A 22,689-nucleotide genomic window follows, 5' to 3' on the forward strand; every position below is an offset into this window, starting at 1 on the left:
ACCGAACATGGAACTTGCTTATACCTCTCATTAATGGTGGTGTAATAATTTATGCACAGGTTAAGTTCTAGTCTTCGTCGTCGCGATGCCGAAGAAACTTTAAAAATTATCATCAACGATTTAGCCCCTCGCTTGGGAATTACCCGAGTAACAGACACAACCTGGCTGGACCGAATCGGCATTCCGGTGTTCGCCAGCATACGACCCGACGCACTTAAGGGATCTCTTTGCGTAAACGCTGGCAAGGGTCTAAGACCAGTAGAGGCTAAGATAGGCGCGTACATGGAAGCCATCGAGTTCAGCCTTGCACAATACAACACCGCGCAACTGAAACTGTTAAGGAGCACACCAAGACAACTCATCAAAAGCCACGAAGGACGAATAGAATTCAATCAATTCTGCATGCTGTATGGCTTCTCCGTAGCCCCCGACTCGCTAATCATGGCTATCGAAGTAGAAGATATATTACGGAAACAAAAAGTACTTGCACCAGCAGAACTGGTATTCATCCCATACCCCGAAAACCCAGGGCAACGACTCTTCGGGGAAAGCTCAAGTGGCTTGGCGTCTGGTAATGACTTAGAGGAAGCCTCGGTACACGCTGTTTGTGAGCTCATGGAACGCGATATTCAAGCCTTTAACCACGTACATGACCGTTCACGTCTCGTCAATCTGGACAGCTACAGCACAGAAATTGATGCTCTTATTATTAAGATCAATGATGCGGGATTAAATCTGTCGATTCGTTATACAGAGAACTGTTTTGGCCTAGCCTACTTTCAGGCTTTTATTATGGAAGAGTCCTCCCATTCTCCTATCTCTGTGGCCACGGGCTCAGGGTTGCATCCCATTAAGGAAATCGCATTGATCAGGGCCATCTGCGAGGCTGCCCAAAGTCGTTTAAGCCACATCCACGGAGGCCGAGACGACATTATCGATCGCGTCAAATACTTCGAGAAGAAGGGGCGTTCGGTTGAACTTCAGGCCATTTCACGCTTGCGTACCGTGGCCACCTCCCGAGATCAGATGATCGATTATTCCTCCATCGATTGCCAAGAAGCCGCAATACCTACGATCGAATCGGCTTGGGAGTTACTAATTGAGCGATTGCAGCGTGTCGGACTCAGCACCGTACTAAGAGTCCTGCTCAGTGAAGCGGCAGAAGACATTTCTGTGGTCAGAATAATTATTCCGGGGCTTGAAGTCTTTGAACCTGGTTTGAAAAGAGTTGGTCCGAGGTTACTTACATATGTCAAACAAAGCGCTTGAAACATGCACGCTGTTTGCTGGTCCCTCCTTACATGGGATAGATAGTCAATTACTTTGCAGTGGCGGACTGGTATTGCGTCCTCCAATCAAGCGCGGTGATATCGAACGGTTAATGGTGTATTCCCCCCCTTCAAACCTTGCAATTGTCGATGGCGTGTTCCATGCGCACCCGGCAGTCGGTCATGCCGAGATACTGGACGCAATGAACGCTGGTTGGCGCATCTGGGGATTATCGTCCATGGGAGCCATTCGCGCCTGTGAAATGAATACGCTTGGAATGAAAGGCTTTGGTGAAGTGTATCGACTATTCGCCAGCGACCAAGACATGTCCGACGATGAGGTAACCCTGATACATCAAGCACAAGAGCCTTTTCTTCCACTCAGCGAACCACTTATACATATCAGACAGTTTTTAAGACACTGGACGACTGAACAGATAATTACGCAAGAACAGGAACACGATTTACTAACATATCTGAAAAACATGTGGTACGGAAATCGAACACTAAATCGTCTGAGGGAGGTGTTGTTAGCACTCGCTATCTCAGAGAACCAAATAGACAGCGCCATAGCTAACTTTTCCGCCTACAGAATAAAGAGCCTAGACTTGGCAAGCTTTCTAAAACTGCAACCATGGACAAGGAAGGTATAAAAAATGTCGCCATCAGAGATACTATTTGAAATAGACGGTTTACCATTTGTAAACCCTGTATTCAATAGCATGAAACTTCTAACGCTTGTCGCGGTTGTACGTAAAAATATCGAAGGAAGCGAATTACCTTTAACCGACTATTTGCAACCAGACTTCGCCACGAACTTGTATAATCGACACGTCGAAGGCGCACCAACGTTTCCGCCCCATCAACCGTTGGGTAAAGCAGAACTGTATATGCTGACCGAGGCAAAGAGTAACCTGAAAGCCTTGCTTCCGGAATGGACAAATTTGTTGGACTTACCGATCAAAATATATAAGTTGACTAACGAACAAGTTAGCCTAACCAATCCTGTACTACCGCAACAAATGTTTCTGGGCGAAGCTGCGTTTACAACTATTACGGACCTTGAAGAGTTGCTGGTGCATGAACTCTCTCATATCTGGTCCAGCCTGATCGCCGAGATTTATGACTTCCAACTTAAGGGTAGTTCTAACAACTACATACTGCCATCCGGAACCGGCGACAAGAATCCTAGAGGTGTCTTACTGGCTTGCCTGTTTGCGGTTAGCGCTGTGAATTACCATCGGCGGTTGCTGGCCAGCGGTTCCGAGCGAGCTCGTCCTGAACGACTCGACTATTTGCACCAGTATTTCCTCAAAAGTCTGGCTACTCTCAAAACCTCGACCGAACTGTCCGAAATTGGAAAGCTGATCACCTCCAGACTGGATTCGTTCTCCAATGATCTGACAACTGACACCATTCAAGGATGACCCATGGTAGTCATACACTTTCCCCGACAGTTCATGCCCTATACCGATCAACATAAAACATACGTCACTGAAGGTTTGTGTATTAACGATGTACTGAGAAAATTAACCGCACGTTTCCCCGGTCTTATTGGCCCGGTCTTCTCTGAGGATTTGTACCCGCTGCCATTCGTTGGGTTGTTTGTCGACGGCATACCCGTGGCCAGTGAGCATCACCGCCATTGTCCATTGAACAGTAATGCACACTTAATTCTGGTTAACGCAGTGGCAGGTGGCTGAAATGCAATGCGATCTGAAGACAGATACCACCCGTTATGCTCGCCAAGTCATCCTTAGTGAGATCGGCGTTCAGGGGCAACAAAGCCTCATAGACAGTAAAGTGTTGGTAGTCGGCGCAGGGGGACTAGGCTGCCCGGTACTTTTGTACCTGGCAGGTGCCGGCGTCGGGACGATCGGTATCGTTGATGACGACATCGTCGACGTGAGTAATTTACACCGACAAATTCTCTATACGAGTGCCGATGTGGGCGACCTGAAAGTACTTGCGGCCAAGCGTCGTATTAATCAGTTGAACCCGGAAATCGTCGTCCACACCGTTGTCACGACGCTGAATACGGACAATGTCCTGTCACTGCTGGCGGATTACGATATTATCGTCGATGCCACTGATAACTTCGAGGCTAAATACCTCATCAGTGACGCCTGTATCGAGTGCGAAAAACCTATGGTCTATGCAGCGATCAGTCAATTCGAAGGACAGGTGTCGGTATTTAACTATTACAACCTGCACACTCACCAAAGGGGGCCTTGTTTCCGAGATCTGTTCGAAACACCGCCACCACCGCACTTGACACAAAGCTGCTCGGAAGCGGGCGTTCTTGGTGTCGTACCTGGCTTGCTTGGTTGCCTTCAGGCCAATGAAGTACTAAAGCTCATTCTCGATGCCGGTGAGCCCTTAAGCGGGCAATTGTTGTCTATCGACTGTCTAGACAACACTTTCCATCTATTGAACATCGACAAAAAAATACGTGCGGGGACCCTTGGGAATACGCTTGGCGCCACATCTATCCCCGCATGGCGCGAGAGCGACTGGCTATCACCCGACACATTGCATGACTGGATAGCGACATATACGCCATTTCAATTGGTCGATGTGCGCGACGTCAGTGAGCATCAGCAACGCTCGCTGGGCGGCAAACTAATACCGCTTAAAGACATCATCAAGCGCCAGGGAGAACTCGACCCTGCCCGCCGTATCGTTTTTTATTGCAAATCCGGTGTCAGGAGCAAGGCAGCCTTACTGGCAGTTCGCAGCATCAATCAGGATGCAGAACTCTATTGTCTTGAGGGTGGCGTCGAGCGCTATCTGGCTATCTACCCGGATGAAACTCTCCCCGTCGTTTCTTGAACAACCTACTGGCGTAGTCGCCTTATCCGGATCAAAGGTACGTCAATGAGTGCAAAGTTTGCAGGTGTTAAATGGCGTTTGCCCGACATCGACCGACGTCTACTGAAAGTGCAATTCAGTTTTTTTCTGATGGTTTTGGGTGGACGTTGCAATCAACTGGCGGTGGCTTGGTGGGCTCTGCAAGAAACAGGCTCTGCGCTCTATTTTGCCAACATGATTGCCTGTTCCATCGCGGCGGAGGTGTTAGCCAAACCTTTGCTGGGATGGCTAGGCGATAAGTACAACAAAATACTCATCATCAAACTGACCTCATGGATCAGCTTTCTCACAGCGTTATTGATGGTTCTGTTGTCTGCCACGGGGACATTCAACCCTTGGACGGTAGGCGCCCTGATGATGCTCAGCAGTGCGATCGTCGGCGTGCGCGACCCTCTCCAGGCGTCGATTATTCCTTTGTTTACAGATGACGATAAAGTCTCCTTGGCCTTTCGTACCAAAAGTGTGATGTCGTCTTTTTCTATTCTTCTGGGGCCGGTACTGGCCAGTGGGTTGATTTACGAGTTCGGTATCACTATCGCTTTTGTCACCGATTTTTTTGCAATTTTCATCGCCGGGGCATTGATTGCAACCATCCCGAGCCATATCGGTGCAGTTGACTCATGCGAAAAAACACCACGTGCAAGTGGCTTCAGCATGATCTATTCAGGCTTCAAAGTGGTTTATGGCGTGAAAGTCGAATTTTACCTAGCCATTATTGCGATGCTGATCAATTTCGCGCTGTTTCCATTTTTCACTATCTTGATCCCACTGTACGTAAAGGACGTCATCCAATATCCGGTCACTTACATTGGCCTTCTGGACTCGTGCTTCGGACTGGGCATTTTGGCAGGAAGTTACAAAATCATCGGGTGGTTATCCGAACGGGTCCCCCGTGACATGTGCGTCTCCGCAGGTTTTGCACTACTGGGAGGCAACCTTGTAGTGGTTGGCACTATTTCATCGTCGTTCATCGTACCAGCGGCCTTTTTCTGCGGCGGCATCGGCCTGATGTTAATCAATATTCCTACCTCTGCGGTGAGATTGCTGGCGACCCCCAAGCTCCATCGCAACCGGATTTTTGCCACGGTTTCATTTCTGTCTGCAGCGGCTAGCCCCTTGGGCAGTTTCGCGATGAACGCCCTGATCACCTACTTGGGAGTCTCCCTGACAATTACGCTGCTAGGCGTCATGGTGTTGGTGTTATCACTGCTGGTCCTTCTAGTACCGGACTTTAAACTTTTCATGCGCTCCCAAGATACGCAACTCAATAATGCATATCTGGACAAATACCCAAACGCGTTTGCGCACTAATGTGCGTCGCCGTACTCCTGCCCTTTCAAACGGAGTGGCCTTACATGATGCCGGAGCTCAAGGATCGTCTTGGATCTGCTCGACACGAACAGATCTTCTGCGGTCAATATTATGATGACATGGGCTGTATCGGCTTTCTGGGGGATCCAGCTAAGAATCGCATCTCGGTTCTGATGCTAGGACTTTCAGACGGTGTAGGACTGGCACCGATCGCAGCCAGCACCAGGGTGGACAGTCTAATGGCTATTGATCTGGACGAGACAGCACTGGTGCGCAGCCTCGAAAATCGGAACCGAATGGCAGCGCATATCGACTTTGACAGCGAGATCGCCGATGCCGAGCAATTCCTAGTCGCCAACCCCGACCGTTACGACGTCATTATTGTCGACCTTTACACTCAGTACGGTTATGCCCCGATCGTGTTTGAACACGACTTCCATCAACTATTGAAGAGCCGCCTCAACCCCCTTGGTCACGTGGTGTTCAATGGTTTTGGCGTCCCAATGAACCTGGCCCCACTTAACGGTTCTACGCCCCAAGCTTGGCTCGCCCACTGCCTAAACAATAGCTGGGGCGACGTTCATTACCTGCCCCACCGACGCAATGCAACGTTCATTATTGGACCGCCGCCATCAACTAAACTGGACACCGTACCTGCCGTGGAGTCGTTATGCGCCAGTGACCGACTTTTTATGGACATCATGAGTCTTCGTCTGCGCTATTTGGTGCCTACTGTTATCCAGCACACACCGCCAATCCTCCCGGCACTGGATTTCGCGGGGATTGATCAAGAGGTGCGAAAACGCTGGGCGGACACGTTACCAGCGTTGTCTGCGCTGCTTCCAGCCTCGTTGAAACTAAGCAAACCCGACGATCTTCGCTCGATACTGGATAACCCCGAAGCTTGCCAAGCGCTGCAAGAGCGATTAGTGAAAGAAAAGTCTTCGCTGCGTATTACGCTCGCATTGCTGATCGCCGGCGAAGTTAACTTCTCGGACCGTGATGTGTCGTGGCTACCAGATTGGGTCGTATCAACATTAGAGAACAACATAGTCATCCACCCGAGAGATTGGCTGGAAGGATTACTCCCCTACGCCTATGGCGTCATTATCCATAGGACAAGAGGGGACTTATCTAAATTGGAAGGTTTTCGACGGGCCCTAGCACGATTATCACTCAGTGTATTTCTCACACCCACGACAACAAAATCCACGTCAAGATAATTCAACTGTCGAATGTGAAAAGACTGAGCTGTGACGGGGCGAGCTTGTCGCCCCGTCAACCACATTAAGCTGATGATCTCAAAAAACTTTTAATCAAAAACAGCTTAAATCACCTGTGGATAACTTATTCCACAGTGACCGACTTCGCCAGGTTGCGCGGCTGGTCAACGTCAGTACCCTTGAGTACAGCAACGTAGTACGACAACAGCTGCAGCGGGATGGTGTAGAGGATCGGCGACAGGATGTCGTGGATGTGCGGCATGTGCACCACGTGGGTACCTTCACCGTTGGTCATGCCGGCCTTCTCGTCAGCGAAGACGATTAACTGGCCACCGCGGGCACGGACTTCCTGAAGGTTGGACTTCAACTTCTCCAGCAGTTCGTTGTTCGGCGCCACGGTCACTACTGGCATGTCGTTATCCACAAGCGCCAACGGGCCGTGTTTCAGCTCACCGGCCGGGTAGGCTTCGGCGTGGATGTAGGAGATTTCCTTGAGCTTGAGTGCCCCTTCCATCGCTACCGGGAACTGCGCGCCACGGCCGAGGAACAGCGTGTGGTGTTTCTCGGCGAACAGCTCGGAGATTTTTTCCACGGTGCTGTCCATGGCCAGCGCTTCGCTCAGACGGGTTGGCAAACGACGCAGTTCTTCGACCAGTGTCGCTTCGACGCCTTTGGCCAAGGTGCCACGAACCTGGCCCAGGGAAAGCGTCAGCAACAACAGGCCAACCAATTGCGTGGTGAAGGCTTTGGTCGAAGCCACACCGATTTCGCGACCGGCCTGGGTCAACAAGGTCAGATCGGATTCGCGCACCAGCGAGCTGATGCCGACGTTGCAGATCGCCAGGCTGGCGAGGTAACCCAGTTCCTTGGCGTTGCGCAGTGCGGCCAGGGTGTCGGCGGTTTCGCCGGACTGGGAAATGGTCACGAACAAGGTGTCCGGCTGCACCACCACCTTGCGGTAGCGGAATTCGCTGGCGACTTCGACCTGGCAAGGAATGCCGGCCAGCTCTTCGAGCCAGTAACGCGCGACCATGCCGGCGTGGTAGCTGGTGCCGCACGCGACGATCTGTACATTACGCACTTTGGCGAACAGCTCGGCCGCCTGTGGGCCGAATGCCTGTACCAGTACCTGGTTCTGGCTCAGGCGACCTTCCAGCGTGCGCTGGACCACAGACGGTTGCTCGTGGATTTCCTTGAGCATGAAGTGGCGGAACTCGCCCTTTTCAGCGGCTTCGGCGCCGTCACGATATTGCACGGTTTCGCGCTCGACAGCCTGGCCGTCAACGTCCCAGATCTGCACGCTGTCGCGGCGGATTTCGGCGATATCGCCTTCTTCCAGGTACATGAAACGGTCAGTGACCTGACGCAGGGCCAACTGGTCGGACGCCAGGAAGTTTTCCCCCAGGCCAAGGCCGATCACCAACGGGCTGCCGCTGCGGGCTGCGACCAGGCGATCCGGTTGCTGCGCGCTGATCACTGCCAGGCCGTAAGCACCGTGCAACTCTTTGACGGTCGCCTTGAGGGCCACGGTCAGATCACGCAGATCCTTGAGCTTGTGGTTCAGCAGGTGGGAGATGACTTCAGTGTCGGTGTCCGAGGTGAACACATAGCCCAAGGCTTTGAGTTGTTCACGCAGGGCTTCGTGGTTTTCGATGATGCCGTTGTGCACCACCGCCAGGTCACCGGAGAAATGCGGGTGGGCATTGCGCTCGCACGGTGCACCGTGGGTGGCCCAGCGGGTGTGGGCGATACCCAGACGACCGACCAGCGGCTCGGTGGCCAATGCCTGCTCCAGCTCACTGACTTTGCCCGGGCGACGCAGGCGCTCGAGTTTTTCATCGTTGGTGTAGACCGCCACGCCAGCGCTGTCATACCCACGGTATTCGAGGCGTTTCAGGCCTTCGACGAGGATGGCGGTGATGTTACGTTCTGCGACTGCGCCGACAATTCCACACATGCTATTTCTCCTGACTGATAGCCGCGCAAATCAAATTGATGCCGCGGGCCTGAATCTGATCGCGAGCCTCAAGCGGCAGGCGTTCATCCGTAATAAGGGTATGGACGCTGCTCCAGGGCAGCTCCAGGTTGGGAATCTTGCGGCCGATCTTGTCGGCCTCCACCATCACGACCACTTCGCGGGCGACTTCGGCCATGACCCGGCTCAGCCCGAGCAGTTCGTTGAAGGTGGTTGTACCGCGAACCAGATCGATGCCATCGGCCCCGATGAACAGCTGGTCGAAGTCGTAGGAGCGTAGTACCTGCTCGGCAACCTGCCCCTGAAAGGACTCGGAATGCGGGTCCCAGGTGCCACCGGTCATCAACAGCACCGGTTCATGCTCAAGTTCGCTCAGGGCATTGGCGACATGCAGCGAGTTGGTCATCACCACCAGACCGGGTTGCTGCCCGAGTTCCGGGATCATGGAGGCGGTGGTACTGCCACTGTCGATAATGATGCGCGCATGCTCGCGAATCCGCGCGACGGCGGCACGAGCGATGGCTTGCTTGTATATGGAAACCGGCTGACCAAGGTCCGCGACCAGCTCCTGAGGCATGGTGATCGCCCCGCCGTAACGACGCAGCAACAGGCCATTGCTTTCAAGTGCTGCCAGATCCTTGCGAATCGTAACTTCCGACGTTTCGAAGCGCTTGGCCAACTCATCCACACTGACTTCGCCCTGCTCATTGAGCAAGGCGAGGATGTTGTGACGACGTTGAGGTGTGTTGCGCTTCGACATGAGCTGATAAGTTTCGTTTCGAAAGATAGCAGAAGCAATCAAAACCTATCAGCGAAACTTCGTCAAGCATGTTGCGACAAAAAGATCTGTGGATAACTTGTAGGAGCGAGCTTGCTCGCGATGGGCGTTAACGATGACGCGTTCTTTCTGAAAAAATGCGTCGCACGCGTATTCACCGCGAGCAAGCTCGCTCCTACAAAGGAGTTGTGGATAACTCAGCTCTTGTTGATCTTCTCCGGCCGCTTCCAGCCGTCGATGTTCTTCTGACGAGCACGCCCGATGGCCAACTGGGATTTATCCACAGCCGAGGTAATAGTCGAACCGGCCGCCGTGGTCGCACCATCCAGGATATCCACAGGTGCTACCAACGAGTTGTTGGAACCAATGAACACATCTTCACCCAACACGGTTTTCCACTTGTTGGCGCCGTCATAGTTGCAAGTGATGGTGCCGGCGCCGATGTTGGTGCGCGCCCCCACTTCGGCATCGCCCAGGTATGTCAGGTGACCGGCCTTGGCGCCTTCTCCCAAGTGCGCGTTTTTCAACTCGACGAAGTTACCCACATGCGCCCGGGCTTCCAGCACGGTACCTGGACGCAGACGCGCGAACGGGCCGGCATCGCTGCCTTCACCCAGAATGGCACCTTCGATATGGCTGTTGGCCTTGATGATCACGCCTTTGCGCAGGGTGCTGTCCTTGATCACGCAGTTCGGACCGATCACCACGTCATCCTCAATGACGACCTTGCCTTCGAGGATCACGTTGATGTCGATCAACACATCGCGGCCTACGGTCACGTCTCCACGCACGTCGAAACGAGCCGGGTCGCGCAGCGTCACACCTTGGGCCATCAAACGACGGCCGGCGCGCAGTTGATAGTGACGCTCGAGTTCGGAGAGCTGCTTGCGGTCGTTGGCGCCCTGCACTTCCATGGCGTCATGCGGTTGCTCGGTGGCCACCACCAGACCATCGCTCACTGCCATGGCAATGATGTCAGTCAGGTAGTACTCGCCCTGGGCGTTGTTATTGGAGAGGCGGCTCATCCAGTCGCCAAGACGGGCAAAAGGCAGCGCCAGAATGCCGGTATTGCCTTCGGTGATCTGGCGTTGGGCTTCATCGGCATCTTTCTGCTCGACAATGGCGGCAACCTTGCCAGCGCTATCACGAACGATTCGGCCGTAACCGGTCGGGTCATCCAGTTCGACGGTCAGCAGGCCCAATTGCTCTGGACCCACTTGCTTGAGCAGGCGCTGCAGGGTTTCGACCTCGATCAACGGCACATCACCGTAGAGCACCAGCACGGTGTCGGACTGAATGAATGGCACTGCTTGAGCAACGGCGTGACCGGTACCCAACTGTTTATCCTGCAGGACGAAGTTGAGGTCATCCGCCGCCAGGCGTTCGCGCACGGCGTCGGCACCATGACCGATTACGACATGGATGCGCTGTGGATCAAGTTGCCGGGCGCTGTGGATAACATGACCGAGCATGGAGTTGCCGGCAATCGGGTGCAAAACTTTCGGCAAAGCGGAACGCATGCGCGTGCCTTGGCCTGCAGCGAGAATAACGATTTCAAGAGACATGACTGGCTACCAATCCTGGGTGGTCAGCGGCTGCGACCGGGTTGTAAAAATCGGAAAAGAAAAAAGGGTAGCCGAGGCTACCCTTTTTAATCAATCACACAACAAGCGCTGCCTTAATGGCCGAACTTCTTGCGGATCTGCTGGACGGTGCGCAGCTGAGCTGCAGCCTCGGCCAGACGTGCGGCAGCAGAACCGTAATCGAATTCAGCGCCACGTTCATGCAAGGCCTTCTCGGCAGCCTTGACGGCTTCCTGAGCGGAGGCTTCATCCAGGTCGGCAGCACGTTGCACGGTATCGGCAAGAACCTTGACCATGTTCGGCTGAACCTCGAGGAAACCACCGGAGATGTAATACACCTCCTCTTCCCCGCCCTGCTTGACCAGGCGGATCGGACCTGGCTTCAGATTAGTGATCAGCGGCGCGTGACCCAGGGCGATACCAAGATCACCCAGTGCACCGTGCGCAATCACCATCTCGACCAGACCGGAAAAGATTTCTCCTTCCGCGCTGACGATATCGCAATGGACTGTCATAGCCATCTGATTGCCTCAACCTAAATTAGCGCCCGTTGCCGGGCGCCGGGATTACAGTTTCTTGGCTTTTTCGATCGCTTCTTCGATGCCGCCAACCATGTAGAACGCTTGTTCTGGCAGGTGGTCGTAGTCACCGTTGAGGATGCCTTTGAAGCCAGCAATGGTGTCTTTCAGGGAAACGTATTTACCCGATGCACCGGTGAAGACTTCAGCCACGAAGAACGGCTGCGACAAGAAGCGCTGGATCTTACGAGCACGGTTTACCAACTGCTTGTCGGCTTCCGACAGCTCGTCCATACCCAGGATCGCAATGATGTCCTTCAGTTCTTTGTAACGCTGCAGAACGTACTGAACGCCGCGAGCGGTGTCGTAGTGGTCCTGGCCGATTACGTTCGGGTCCAGCTGGCGCGAAGTCGAGTCGAGTGGATCGACCGCTGGGTAGATACCCAGGGAAGCGATGTCACGGGACAGAACGACGGTAGCGTCCAAGTGGGCGAAGGTGGTCGCTGGCGACGGGTCGGTCAAGTCATCCGCAGGTACGTATACCGCCTGGATCGAAGTGATCGAACCTTCCTTGGTCGAAGTGATACGTTCTTGCAGAACGCCCATCTCTTCAGCCAGGGTCGGCTGGTAACCTACTGCCGAAGGCATACGGCCCAGCAGTGCGGATACTTCAGTACCGGCCAGGGTGTAACGGTAGATGTTGTCGACGAACAGCAGAACGTCGTTACCTTCGTCACGGAACTTCTCGGCCATGGTCAGGCCGGTCAGTGCTACGCGCAGACGGTTTCCCGGCGGCTCGTTCATCTGACCGTAAACCAGTGCCACTTTGTCCAGAACGTTGGAGTCCTTCATCTCGTGGTAGAAGTCGTTACCCTCACGAGTACGCTCACCCACACCGGCGAACACGGAATAACCGCTGTGCTCGATGGCGATGTTACGGATCAGTTCCATCATGTTTACGGTTTTGCCTACACCGGCACCACCGAACAGACCGACTTTACCGCCTTTGGCGAACGGGCAAACCAGGTCGATAACCTTGATGCCGGTTTCCAGCAGGTCGTTACCGCCTGCTTGTTCAGCGAACGAAGGTGCTGGACGGTGAATGCCCCAACGCTCTTCGGTGTCGATCGGACCAGCTTCGTCGATCGGGTTACCGAGGACGTCCATGATCCGGCCCAGAGTCGCTTTACCGACCGGTACGGAGATGGCTGCGCCAGAATCGGTAACTTCCAGACCGCGCTTCAAGCCCTCGGTGGAACCCATCGCAATGGTGCGAACCACGCCGTCGCCCAGCTGTTGCTGAACTTCCAGAGTGGTTTCAGCCGCGCTCATTACTTTCAGCGCGTTGTAGATGCTCGGTACGCTGTCGCGTGGAAATTCCACGTCGATAACGGCGCCGATGATTTGAACGATACGTCCGCTACTCATAGCTGGATCCTCTGAATATTTGAACCGTTAAACCGCGGCAGCGCCGCCGACGATTTCCGAGATCTCTTGGGTGATCGCAGCCTGACGCGCCTTGTTGTAGACCAGCTGCAAATCGCTGATCAAATCACCGGCGTTGTCGGTAGCGTTCTTCATCGCGATCATCCGCGCAGCCTGTTCAGCCGCGTTGTTCTCGACCACCGCCTGGTAGACCTGCGACTCGACGTAACGGACCATCAAGCCGTCAAGCAGCTCTTTGGCATCCGGTTCGTAGAGATAGTCCCAGTGGTGCTTGAGGTCTTGATCCGGGGTTGCCACCAGTGGAATCAACTGCTCCACGGTAGGCTGTTGCGTCATGGTGTTGATGAACTTGTTGGACACCACGGACAGGCGGTCAATACGGCCGTCCAGGTAGGCATCCAGCATCACCTTGACGCTGCCAATCAGATCATTGATCGACGGCTCTTCACCCAGGTGGCTGATAGCTGCTACGACGTTACCGCCGAAGTTGCGGAAGAAAGCCGCACCCTTGCTACCAACGACACACAGATCGATCTCGACGCCGTTTTCGCGGTTTACCGCCATGTCCTTGACCAGAGCCTTGAACAGGTTGGTGTTCAAGCCACCACACAAACCACGGTCACTGCTCACTACGACATAACCAACTCGCTTTACTTCACGGTCGATCATGAACGGGTGGCGATATTCCGGGTTAGCGTTGGCCAGATGACCAATAACCTGGCGGATGCGCTCCGCGTAAGGACGGCTAGCAGCCATGCGCATTTGTGCCTTGCGCATTTTACTGACCGCCACTTTTTCCATGGCGCTGGTAATCTTTTGCGTGCTTTTGATGCTCGCAATCTTACTGCGAATCTCTTTTGCGCCTGCCATGTAACACCTATCAGGTTAGCAAGCGGGAGCCTTGCGGCTCCCGCTGCGGCTTACCAGGTTTGGGTGGCCTTGAACTTCTCGATACCGGCTTTCATGCCAGCGTCGATTTCGTCATTGAAGTCACCCTTCACGTTGATCTTCGCCATCAAATCGGCGTGATCGCGGTTGAAGAAAGCAATCAGCGCTTGTTCGAAGCTGCCGATCTTGGCGATTTCAACGTCAGTCAGGAACCCACGCTCAGCGGCATACAGCGACAGCGCCATGTCAGCGATCGACATTGGTGCGTATTGCTTCTGCTTCATCAGCTCGGTAACGCGCTGACCATGCTCAAGTTGCTTACGGGTCGCTTCGTCCAGGTCAGAAGCGAACTGGGCGAATGCCGCCAGTTCACGGTACTGAGCCAGAGCGGTACGGATACCACCGGACAGCTTCTTGATGATCTTGGTCTGAGCGGCACCACCCACACGGGATACCGAAACACCGGCGTTCACTGCAGGGCGGATGCCCGAGTTGAACATGGCCGATTCCAGGAAGATCTGACCGTCGGTGATGGAAATCACGTTGGTCGGAACGAACGCGGAAACGTCGCCAGCCTGGGTTTCGATGATCGGTAGTGCGGTCAGGGAACCGGTTTTGCCGGTCACTGCGCCGTTGGTGAACTTCTCTACGTATTCTTCCGAAACGCGGGATGCGCGCTCCAGCAGACGGGAGTGGAGATAGAACACGTCGCCTGGGTAAGCTTCACGGCCTGGTGGACGGCGCAGCAGCAGGGAAATCTGGCGGTAAGCCACTGCTTGCTTGGACAGATCGTCATAAACGATCAGCGCGTCTTCACCGCGGTCGCGGAAGAATTCACCCATGGTGCAACCGGAGTACGGTGCCAGGAATTGCAGCGCAGGAGATTCCGAAGCACTGGCAGCCACGATGATCGTGTTGGCCAGGGCGCCGTTTTCTTCCAGCTTGCGAACCACGTTGGCGATGGTCGATTGTTTCTGACCGATCGCTACGTAGACGCAGAAAATGCCGCTGTTCTTCTGGTTGATGATCGCGTCGATCGCCAGAGCGGTTTTACCGATCTGACGGTCACCGATGATCAGCTCACGCTGGCCACGGCCGACCGGGATCATGGCATCGACAGCCTTGTAGCCAGTCTGTACAGGCTGGTCTACCGACTTACGCCAGATCACGCCTGGAGCAACTTTCTCGACCGCGTCGGTCTCGGTGTTGCCCAGTGGACCTTTGCCGTCAACAGGGTTACCCAGTGCGTCGACTACGCGACCCAGCAGTTCCTTACCAACCGGAACTTCGAGGATGCGGCCAGTGCACTTGGCGCTCATGCCTTCAGCCAGAGACTGGTATGCGCCCAGTACAACGGCACCTACGGAGTCTTGCTCCAGGTTGAGGGCCATGCCGAAGACGCCGCCCGGAAACTCGATCATCTCGCCGTACATTACGTCGGCCAGACCGTGAATCCGCACGATACCGTCAGATACGCTGACGACAGTGCCTTCGTTACGGGCTTGGGAGGTCACATCGAGCTTGTCGATGCGGCCCTTGATAATTTCACTTATTTCGGAAGGATTGAGTTGCTGCATTGCTCTGCTGCCCCTTCAAACTCAAGATTTCAATGCTTCGGCCAGTTTCGCGATTTTGCCGCGAATCGAGCCATCGATAACCAGGTCGCCGGCGCGGATGACGACACCACCAATAAGGGCAGCGTCCTCCGCAACTTGCAGGCGCACTTCCCGGTTGAGTCGTGCACTGAGAACCTTGGCGAGTTTGTCTTGCTGTTCTTGGTTCAATGCAAAAGCACTGGTCACTTCAACGTCTACCGACTTCTCTTGCTCGGCCTTGTACAGGTCGAAAAGAGCGGCAATCTCCGGCAATAGCAGGAGACGGTCGTTTTCGGCAACGACATTGATGAAGTTCTGTGCCTTGGCATCAAACTTGTCGCCACACACGTCAATGAACGTGGTGGCCTTTTCTGCGCTCGTCAGTCGCGGGGCCTTGAGCACGCGCTGCAGAGTGTCGTCTTGCGACACCGCTGCAGCCAGGCCGAGCATGGCTGACCAATTGGCCAGTTGCTGGTGGGCCTGAGCGTGCTCGAAGGCCGCCTTAGCGTAAGGTCGGGCCAACGTGGTCAGTTCTGCCATGATCGCCCTCGCTTAGATTTCAGCAGCCAGTTGGTTAACCAGCTTTGCGTGCGCGTTTTGATCGATTGTGGCACCCAGGATCTTCTCGGCGCCTTCGACTGCCAGCAAGCCCACTTGGGCACGCAGCACGTCTTTGACACTGTTCAGTTCCTGTTCGATCTCGGCCTGAGCCTGAACCTTCACACGGTCAGCGTCGACACGGGCTTTTTCAACAGCCTCTTCGACAATCTGATTACCGCGTTTCTTGGCTTGCTCGATGATTTCAGCTGCCTGAGCTTTCGCTTCGCGCAGTTGCTGACCCGCTTTCTCTTGGGCCAACTCCAGGTCGCGAGCTGCTCGGCTGGCAGCGTCCAGACCATCAGCGATCTTCTTTTGACGTTCGTGCAGAGCCGCAATGACCGGAGGCCATACGAACTTCATGCAGAACAGTACAAAAATCAGGAACGCAACGGACTGGCCAATCAGGGTCGCATTAATGTTCACGCCAACACCTCGCAGTTACGTTGTCCATCACACCAAATTACCCGGAAGATCCGAGTAATCAGCCAGCGATTTGACCAACGAACGGGTTCGCAAAGGTGAAGAACAGAGCGATACCAACACCGATCATGGTTACGGCGTCGAGCAGACCGGCAACGATGAACATTTTAACTTGCAGCATTGGAACCATTTCTGGCTGACGCGCTGCGCCTTCCAGGAACTTGCCGCCCAGCAGGCCGAAACCAATTGCGGTACCCAGTGCGCCCAGGCCGATCAACAGTGCAACAGCGATAGCGGTTAGACCAACTACAGTTTCCATCTTTCCTCCCGACTTTTACGTCGTATGGTTTAGGTTTTTTTAATTTAAAGCGGTAAAACAAATCGTTTCAGAGGCCCCGTTAAGAGCCCCCTCCCGTTTAACGGGGAGGGACATCAGACTAGTCGAGACTGGTCTTAATGGTTTTCTTCGTGTGCCATCGACAGGTAGACGATGGTCAGCATCATGAAGATGAACGCCTGCAGGGTGATGATCAGGATGTGGAACACAGCCCACGCCCACTGCAGAACAACGCCCAGGCCACTAAGCCAGAGCAGACCGCTGCCGAACATCACAGCAATCAGAATGAAGACCAGCTCGCCGGCATACATGTTGCCGAACAGACGCAGAGCCAGGGAGATCGGCTTGGCGATCAGGGTCACGAATTCCAGCAGGAAGTTCACCGGAATCAGCAGCGCCTGAAGGAAGATGTTCTTGCTGCCGAACGGGTGCAGGGTCAGCTCGCCGATGAAGCCGCCGAGGCCCTTGATCTTGATGCTGTAGAAAATGATCAGCGCGAACACCGAGAAGGCCATGGCCAGAGTAGCGTTCGGGTCGGTGGTCGACACGGCACGGAACGGGATGTGGTGGTCGCCGGAGATCAGGATGGCCAGCTGAGGAATCCAGTCGACCGGTACCAGGTCGACGGCGTTCATCATGAACACCCAGACGAAGATGGTCAGTGCCAGTGGTGCAACCACAGGGCTACGGCCATGGAAGCTGTCTTTCACGCTGCCATCGACGAATTCGACCAATACTTCAACAAAGTTCTGCAAAGCACCAGGAACACCGGTAGTCGCCTTCTTTGCCGCCATGCGGAAAAGAAGAACGAAGATCAGACCCAATGCGACCGACCAGCCGAGGGTATCGACGTGGAAAGCCCAGAAGCCCATTTCCTTGGCTTCTGCTGCGGTGTGGGCAAAGCCCCAGCCGCCGTTGGGTAGCTGACCGAAGGTCAGGTTCTGCAAGTGGTGCTGGATATAGCCCGAAGCGGTTGTTTCTGCCATGGTTGCCTCAAACGCCCTAAGGTCTCGAAAGTCTTGTTCTCATCAGCAGGGGAGCGAACCAGCTGACCGACTGAGTCAGCACGAAGGCACCGAATACTGCAATCGGCGCCAGTGGCTTCACACCTGCAAACACCAGTGCAAACAGCACTGCCGTCAAAATCAGTTTGCCTGCCTCGCCGGCATAAAAAGACCGGACGATGGACTGGGCTGCTCGGGCGCCGGAAAACCGAAATGCCCTGTGAGCGAAATAAACATTCGGTAGCAAGGCTATCAGGCCTCCGCAGAGTCCCGAGTACCCGGCAACGACTCCATATCGGTACCAGAGCGCCAAAGCGGCGATCAGCAACACGACAAATTGAGCCATTAACACCGGAAAAACTGCCAGGCGATGGAAGGGCAGGCGGTTTGGCGTGCGGGTTTCCATCACTTTTACTCCCCAATGGTCGGCTGCCGAAATTCAATAACTTGGCATAATTTGTGCCGACAAAATGCGCGCAGAGTATAGGGGCGGTTCTGCCCCTATTCAACTGTCAGGTAGTGATTTCCGACTGCGCGCTACATGAGGAAATGTTTCAGCGGATATGTGCAAGTACGCCTTGAAGCTCATCCAGTGAGTTGTAGCCAATCACCAATTGCCCTTTACCCTTCTTACCGTGGCGGATCTGCACCGCAGAGCCTAGGCGCTCGGCCAGGCGCTGTTCGAGACGGGCGATATCCGGGTCCGGTTTTGCCGCTTCAACAGGCTCCGGTTTACCACTCAACCACTGGCGAACCAGTGCCTCGGTTTGGCGCACGGTCAGCCCGCGTGCGACAACATGTCGCGCCCCTTCAACCTGTTGAATTTCCGGCAAACCGAGCAAAGCACGGGCGTGACCCATTTCCAGGTCGCCGTGGGACAACATGGTCTTGATGACTTCCGGCAAGGAAATCAGGCGCAACAGGTTAGCCACGGTCACCCGGGACTTGCCCACTGCCTCGGCGACCTGTTGCTGGGTCAGCTGGAACTCCTGCTGCAACCGCTGCAGAGCCACCGCTTCTTCGATCGGGTTCAGGTCTTCGCGCTGGATGTTCTCGATCAGCGCGATGGCAATAGCGGTTTCATCGGGCACATCGCGAACCATCGCCGGGATGGTTTCCTTCCCGGCTTGCTGGCTGGCGCGCCAGCGGCGTTCGCCGGCAATGATTTCAAAACGGCCGCTGCCGATCGGGCGAACCACGATGGGCTGCATGACGCCCTGGGCCTTGATCGACTGCGCCAGCTCTTCGAGCGCCTGCGGATCCATGTCACGACGCGGCTGGTATTTGCCGCGCTGGAGCAGATCCAGGGGAAGGTGCTGCAGCTCACGCTGATCGGCTTGCGCCGCTTGTTCTTCCAGCGAGCTGACAGTCGGACCACTCAACAGAGCATCCAGTCCACGTCCGAGACCTCGTTTCTTGACGGCCATGGGGATTCCTTAAGTTGCCTGAGCAGCGGCGATGCGTGAGTTTTTGCGTTGACGACGAACCATTTCGCCCGCCAATGCCAGATAGGCAACGGCGCCTCGCGATGCTTTGTCGTACGCCAGCGCCGGCATGCCGTAGCTTGGCGCTTCGGCCAGACGGATGTTGCGCGGAATGACGGTGTCGTAGAGCTGTTCGCCGAAGTGTTCCTTGAGCTGCGCCGAGACATCGTTCATCAGGCTCAGGCGCGGGTCGTACATCGTCCGCAGCAGGCCTTCGACCTTCAGGTTCGGGTTCAGCAGTTCAGCGATACGCTTGATGTTATCCACAAGGTCGCTCAAGCCTTCGAGTGCGAAGTACTCGCACTGCATGGGGATAATTACCCCGTCGGCGGCAACCAGTGCGTTCAGGGTCAGCATCGACAGCGACGGTGGGCAGTCGATCAGGATGTAATCGTAGTTTTCCCGGATCGGCGCCAGCGCGCTGCGCAGACGGCTTTCCTTCATCTGCATTTCCAGCAGCACTACTTCGGCCGCGGTGAGGTCGCGGTTGGCTGGCAACAACTGGTAACCACCGTGTTCGGAAAAGTGCATGGCCTGGGCCAGGTCGCACTCACCGATCAGCAGGTCGTAGACCGAGTTTTCCAGGCCATGTTTATCCACACCGCTACCCATGGTGGCGTTGCCCTGTGGATCAAGGTCGATCAACAGCACCCGGCGCTTGGTCGCGACCAGGGATGCTGCGAGGTTGATGCAGGTGGTGGTTTTGCCCACGCCACCCTTTTGGTTCGCAATCGCGAATACCTTAGCCATTCTTGCTTGTGTTCCCAATCATGCCGTGCGGCGCAGTATCAGCAGATGGCGTTGGCCTTGGCAACCAGGTACGGCCAGGGCGTGTTCGCTATCGAGGTGGAAGTCTGCCGGCAATGCTACCAGCTCATCGGCCGGATGAACGCCCTTCATTGCCAGCCAGCGTGTTTCGCTATCGCCGAGGTGGCGAGTCCAGTTGCTGAAGTTCTCCATGCTGCTGAACGCCCGGGAAATGATCCCGTTGAACGGCTGGGCAGGCTGGAAGGCTTCAACGCGACTGTGGATAACTTGCAGGTTATCCAGTTTGAGTTCGAGTTTTACCTGGGTCAGGAAGCGGGTTTTCTTGCCGTTGCTGTCCAGGCAGGTCACCTGGGACTCGGGAAACAGGATCGCCAGCGGAATGCCAGGCATGCCGCCGCCACTGCCGACGTCGAGCCAACGACCGTTTTCGATGAACGACATCACACTCAGGCTATCGAGCAAGTGACGGGAAACCATTTCGTCCGGATCACGCACGGCGGTGAGGTTGTAAGCCTTGTTCCATTTGATCAACAGGGCCAGGTAACCCAGCAGTTGTGCGTGCTGGGTTTCTGTCAGCGTGACGCCAAGCTGGCGGGCACCTGTGGATAACTCTTCTGCGTGTTGCGAAGTGACCAACGAACTCAAGCGCTTTGCTCCAACTGACGGCCCGCGCCGCGTTTTTTCAAATGAATCATCAACAGCGAAATGGCTGCCGGCGTAACGCCCGGGATACGCGAGGCCTGGCCCAAGGTTTCTGGACGGGTCGCGCCGAGCTTGCTCTGGATCTCTTTGGAGAGACCGGAAATATTCGTGTAATCGATATCCACAGGCAATTTGGTGTCTTCGCTGGCGCGCAGGCGGGCGATTTCATCCTGTTGACGATCGATGTAGCCGGCGTACTTGGTCTTGATTTCGACCTGCTCGGCAACCTGTGGATCTTCTGCGCCCCCACCGGTCACGGCGATCAGACCAGCGTAGTCGATTTCCGGACGGCTCAAGAGATTGAGCAGGTTGTATTCGTGAGTCAGTGGCGTGCCGAACTTTTCGGCAATGGCATCGCCTTGTTCGGTGCCCGGGCGTACCCAGGTGCTTTTCAGGCGCTGCTCTTCCAGTTCGATGCTTTCGCGTTTTTTGCAGAAAGCCGCCCAGCGCACGTCATCCACCAGGCCCAGTTCGCGACCTTTTTCGGTCAAACGCAGGTCGGCGTTGTCTTCGCGCAGAATCAGACGGTATTCGGCACGGGACGTGAACATCCGGTACGGCTCTTGGGTACCGAGGGTAATCAGGTCGTCAACCAACACGCCGATATAGGCCTCGTCGCGGCGCGGGCACCAGGCCTCTTTGCCTTGTGCGCGCAGCGCTGCGTTGGTCCCGGCGAGCAAACCCTGGGCACCGGCTTCTTCGTAACCGGTGGTGCCGTTGATCTGCCCGGCGAAGAACAGGCCGCCGATGACTTTGGTTTCCAGGCTGTATTTCAGGTCACGCGGATCGAAGTAGTCGTACTCGATCGCGTAGCCAGGACGCACGATGTGCGCGTTTTCCATGCCGCGGATCGATTGCACGATCTGCAATTGCACGTCGAACGGCAAGGATGTGGATATCCCGTTCGGATACAGCTCATGGGTGGTCAAACCTTCCGGTTCGATGAACACCTGATGGCTTTCCTTGTCGGCGAAGCGATGGATCTTGTCTTCGATCGACGGGCAATAACGCGGGCCGATGCCTTCGATCTCACCGGCAGCGGAATACATCGGCGAACGGTCGAGGTTCGCGGCAATGATTTCGTGGGTGCGGGCGTTGGTATGAGTAATCCAGCAGCTGACTTGCTTCGGATGCTGCTCTTTGGACCCCATGAACGACATCACCGGGATCGGCGTATCACCTGGTTGCTCGGACATCACCGAGAAATCCACAGACCGGCCGTCGATACGCGGCGGAGTACCGGTTTTCAAACGACCCACACGCAATGGCAGCTCACGCAGACGGTGAGCCAGCGCGATCGATGGCGGATCACCGGCGCGACCGCCGGAAAAATTCTGCAAACCGATGTGGATAAGTCCACCGAGGAATGTGCCAGTGGTCAACACCACGGAATCGGCGAGGAAACGCAGGCCCATCTGGGTGACAACACCACGGACTTGTTCCTGCTCGACGATCAGATCGTCAGCGGCCTGTTGAAATATCCACAGGTTCGGCTGGTTCTCCAGGATTTCGCGGACAGCTGCCTTGTACAGAACCCGGTCTGCCTGTGCGCGGGTTGCTCGCACGGCCGGGCCTTTGCGGCTGTTCAACACGCGAAACTGGATACCGCCTTTATCGGTAGCCATGGCCATCGCGCCGCCGAGGGCGTCGATTTCCTTGACCAGGTGGCTTTTGCCGATCCCGCCAATGGCCGGATTGCAACTCATGGCACCGAGGGTTTCCACGTTGTGCGTCAGCAACAGGGTTTTAACCCCCATACGTGCTGAGGCCAGTGCTGCCTCGGTACCGGCATGACCGCCGCCGATGACGATCACTTCAAAACGGGAAGGGAAATCCACCACGCACCTCGTGCCTGCTTAAGTAGGTAATTCAGGAATAGTTTGAGCTCAGGTTTTTGGACCTGGTCGACAAGTATAGG

General features: G+C 55.2%; 22 protein-coding genes. 6 read left to right on the top strand and 16 right to left on the bottom strand.

From position 1 onward, the window contains the following. Window positions 1–51: 51 nt before the first annotated feature. From AC1DKH_RS06350 to AC1DKH_RS06375, 6 genes are all read left to right on the top strand, one after another. The gene (locus tag AC1DKH_RS06350) at window positions 52–1,269 is read left to right on the top strand and encodes a YcaO-like family protein (RefSeq protein WP_477797750.1); all 1,218 of its coding nucleotides are present in this window, start codon (window positions 52–54) and stop codon (window positions 1,267–1,269) included. Continuing rightward, window positions 1,250–1,921: a TfuA-like protein gene (locus AC1DKH_RS06355; protein ID WP_477797751.1), complete on the top strand. Its 672-nt coding sequence runs from the start codon at window positions 1,250–1,252 to the stop codon at window positions 1,919–1,921. The genes AC1DKH_RS06350 and AC1DKH_RS06355 overlap by 20 nt, the downstream gene beginning before the upstream one ends. Window positions 1,922–1,924: 3 nt before the next feature. Then, a complete protein-coding gene (locus AC1DKH_RS06360) occupies window positions 1,925–2,695 on the top strand; it encodes a hypothetical protein (RefSeq protein WP_477797752.1) in 771 nt (256 codons plus the stop codon). A 277-nt stretch (window positions 2,696–2,972) separates the two neighbouring features. Then, on the top strand, window positions 2,973–4,100 hold the full coding sequence (moeB, locus tag AC1DKH_RS06365) for a molybdopterin-synthase adenylyltransferase MoeB (RefSeq protein ID WP_477797753.1): 1,128 nt from the start codon (window positions 2,973–2,975) through the stop codon (window positions 4,098–4,100). Between the two features lie 45 nt (window positions 4,101–4,145). Continuing rightward, entirely contained in the window at window positions 4,146–5,450 is a 1,305-nt protein-coding gene (locus AC1DKH_RS06370; protein ID WP_477797754.1) for an MFS transporter, read from the top strand. 44 nt (window positions 5,451–5,494) lie between these two features. Continuing rightward, window positions 5,495–6,673: a spermidine synthase gene (locus AC1DKH_RS06375; protein WP_477797755.1), complete on the top strand. Its 1,179-nt coding sequence runs from the start codon at window positions 5,495–5,497 to the stop codon at window positions 6,671–6,673. A gap of 124 nt (window positions 6,674–6,797) precedes the next feature. On the opposite strand, the gene glmS is transcribed toward AC1DKH_RS06375, so the two are convergent. The 16 genes from glmS to mnmG all read right to left on the bottom strand — a co-directional run bounded on the left by glmS (window position 6,798) and on the right by mnmG (window position 22,609). Next, on the bottom strand, window positions 6,798–8,630 hold the full coding sequence (glmS, locus tag AC1DKH_RS06380) for a glutamine--fructose-6-phosphate transaminase (isomerizing) (RefSeq protein ID WP_477759769.1): 1,833 nt from the start codon (window positions 8,628–8,630) through the stop codon (window positions 6,798–6,800). 1 nt (window position 8,631) lies between these two features. Beyond that, on the bottom strand, window positions 8,632–9,408 hold the full coding sequence (locus tag AC1DKH_RS06385) for a DeoR family transcriptional regulator (RefSeq protein ID WP_007985041.1): 777 nt from the start codon (window positions 9,406–9,408) through the stop codon (window positions 8,632–8,634). Between the two features lie 215 nt (window positions 9,409–9,623). Then, window positions 9,624–10,991 carry a bifunctional UDP-N-acetylglucosamine diphosphorylase/glucosamine-1-phosphate N-acetyltransferase GlmU gene (gene glmU, locus AC1DKH_RS06390; protein ID WP_477797756.1) on the bottom strand — a complete coding sequence of 456 codons (1,368 nt, stop codon included), beginning with the start codon at window positions 10,989–10,991 and terminating at the stop codon, window positions 9,624–9,626. Window positions 10,992–11,104: 113 nt separating this feature from the next. Continuing rightward, a complete protein-coding gene (locus tag AC1DKH_RS06395; RefSeq protein WP_007969909.1) occupies window positions 11,105–11,530 on the bottom strand; it encodes a F0F1 ATP synthase subunit epsilon in 426 nt (141 codons plus the stop codon). Between the two features lie 45 nt (window positions 11,531–11,575). Then, complete coding sequence (atpD, locus tag AC1DKH_RS06400; protein WP_034152182.1) at window positions 11,576–12,955, bottom strand: F0F1 ATP synthase subunit beta; 1,380 nt, start codon at window positions 12,953–12,955, stop codon at window positions 11,576–11,578. A gap of 27 nt (window positions 12,956–12,982) precedes the next feature. Beyond that, the gene (atpG, locus tag AC1DKH_RS06405) at window positions 12,983–13,843 is read right to left on the bottom strand and encodes a F0F1 ATP synthase subunit gamma (RefSeq protein WP_085723558.1); all 861 of its coding nucleotides are present in this window, start codon (window positions 13,841–13,843) and stop codon (window positions 12,983–12,985) included. A 50-nt stretch (window positions 13,844–13,893) separates the two neighbouring features. Then, window positions 13,894–15,438 (bottom strand): F0F1 ATP synthase subunit alpha, encoded by a 1,545-nt coding sequence (gene atpA / locus AC1DKH_RS06410; RefSeq protein WP_030132553.1) that lies wholly within the window; start codon window positions 15,436–15,438, stop codon window positions 13,894–13,896. Window positions 15,439–15,459: 21 nt separating this feature from the next. Continuing rightward, window positions 15,460–15,996, bottom strand: coding sequence for a F0F1 ATP synthase subunit delta (locus tag AC1DKH_RS06415; protein WP_108218799.1), 537 nt, complete (start codon window positions 15,994–15,996; stop codon window positions 15,460–15,462). A gap of 12 nt (window positions 15,997–16,008) precedes the next feature. Next, window positions 16,009–16,479, bottom strand: a complete 471-nt coding sequence (locus AC1DKH_RS06420) for a F0F1 ATP synthase subunit B (protein WP_116262423.1) — start codon at window positions 16,477–16,479, stop codon at window positions 16,009–16,011. A 58-nt stretch (window positions 16,480–16,537) separates the two neighbouring features. Then, window positions 16,538–16,795 (bottom strand): F0F1 ATP synthase subunit C, encoded by a 258-nt coding sequence (gene atpE, locus AC1DKH_RS06425; protein WP_003097235.1) that lies wholly within the window; start codon window positions 16,793–16,795, stop codon window positions 16,538–16,540. A gap of 134 nt (window positions 16,796–16,929) precedes the next feature. After that, window positions 16,930–17,799, bottom strand: coding sequence for a F0F1 ATP synthase subunit A (gene atpB, locus AC1DKH_RS06430; RefSeq protein ID WP_477754448.1), 870 nt, complete (start codon window positions 17,797–17,799; stop codon window positions 16,930–16,932). Window positions 17,800–17,815: 16 nt separating this feature from the next. Then, window positions 17,816–18,223: a F0F1 ATP synthase subunit I gene (locus tag AC1DKH_RS06435; protein ID WP_008045685.1), complete on the bottom strand. Its 408-nt coding sequence runs from the start codon at window positions 18,221–18,223 to the stop codon at window positions 17,816–17,818. 148 nt (window positions 18,224–18,371) lie between these two features. Beyond that, a complete protein-coding gene (locus tag AC1DKH_RS06440) occupies window positions 18,372–19,244 on the bottom strand; it encodes a ParB/RepB/Spo0J family partition protein (RefSeq protein WP_108218795.1) in 873 nt (290 codons plus the stop codon). A gap of 9 nt (window positions 19,245–19,253) precedes the next feature. Then, window positions 19,254–20,051 carry a ParA family protein gene (locus tag AC1DKH_RS06445; protein WP_007969897.1) on the bottom strand — a complete coding sequence of 266 codons (798 nt, stop codon included), beginning with the start codon at window positions 20,049–20,051 and terminating at the stop codon, window positions 19,254–19,256. Between the two features lie 18 nt (window positions 20,052–20,069). Next, window positions 20,070–20,714: a 16S rRNA (guanine(527)-N(7))-methyltransferase RsmG gene (gene rsmG / locus AC1DKH_RS06450; protein ID WP_007969895.1), complete on the bottom strand. Its 645-nt coding sequence runs from the start codon at window positions 20,712–20,714 to the stop codon at window positions 20,070–20,072. Further along, a complete protein-coding gene (mnmG, locus tag AC1DKH_RS06455) occupies window positions 20,711–22,609 on the bottom strand; it encodes a tRNA uridine-5-carboxymethylaminomethyl(34) synthesis enzyme MnmG (protein ID WP_414913590.1) in 1,899 nt (632 codons plus the stop codon). Before mnmG ends, rsmG begins: the two co-directional genes overlap by 4 nt. Between the last annotated feature and the right edge of the window lie 80 nt (window positions 22,610–22,689).

The organism is Pseudomonas sp. 05L36, from assembly GCF_056398125.1.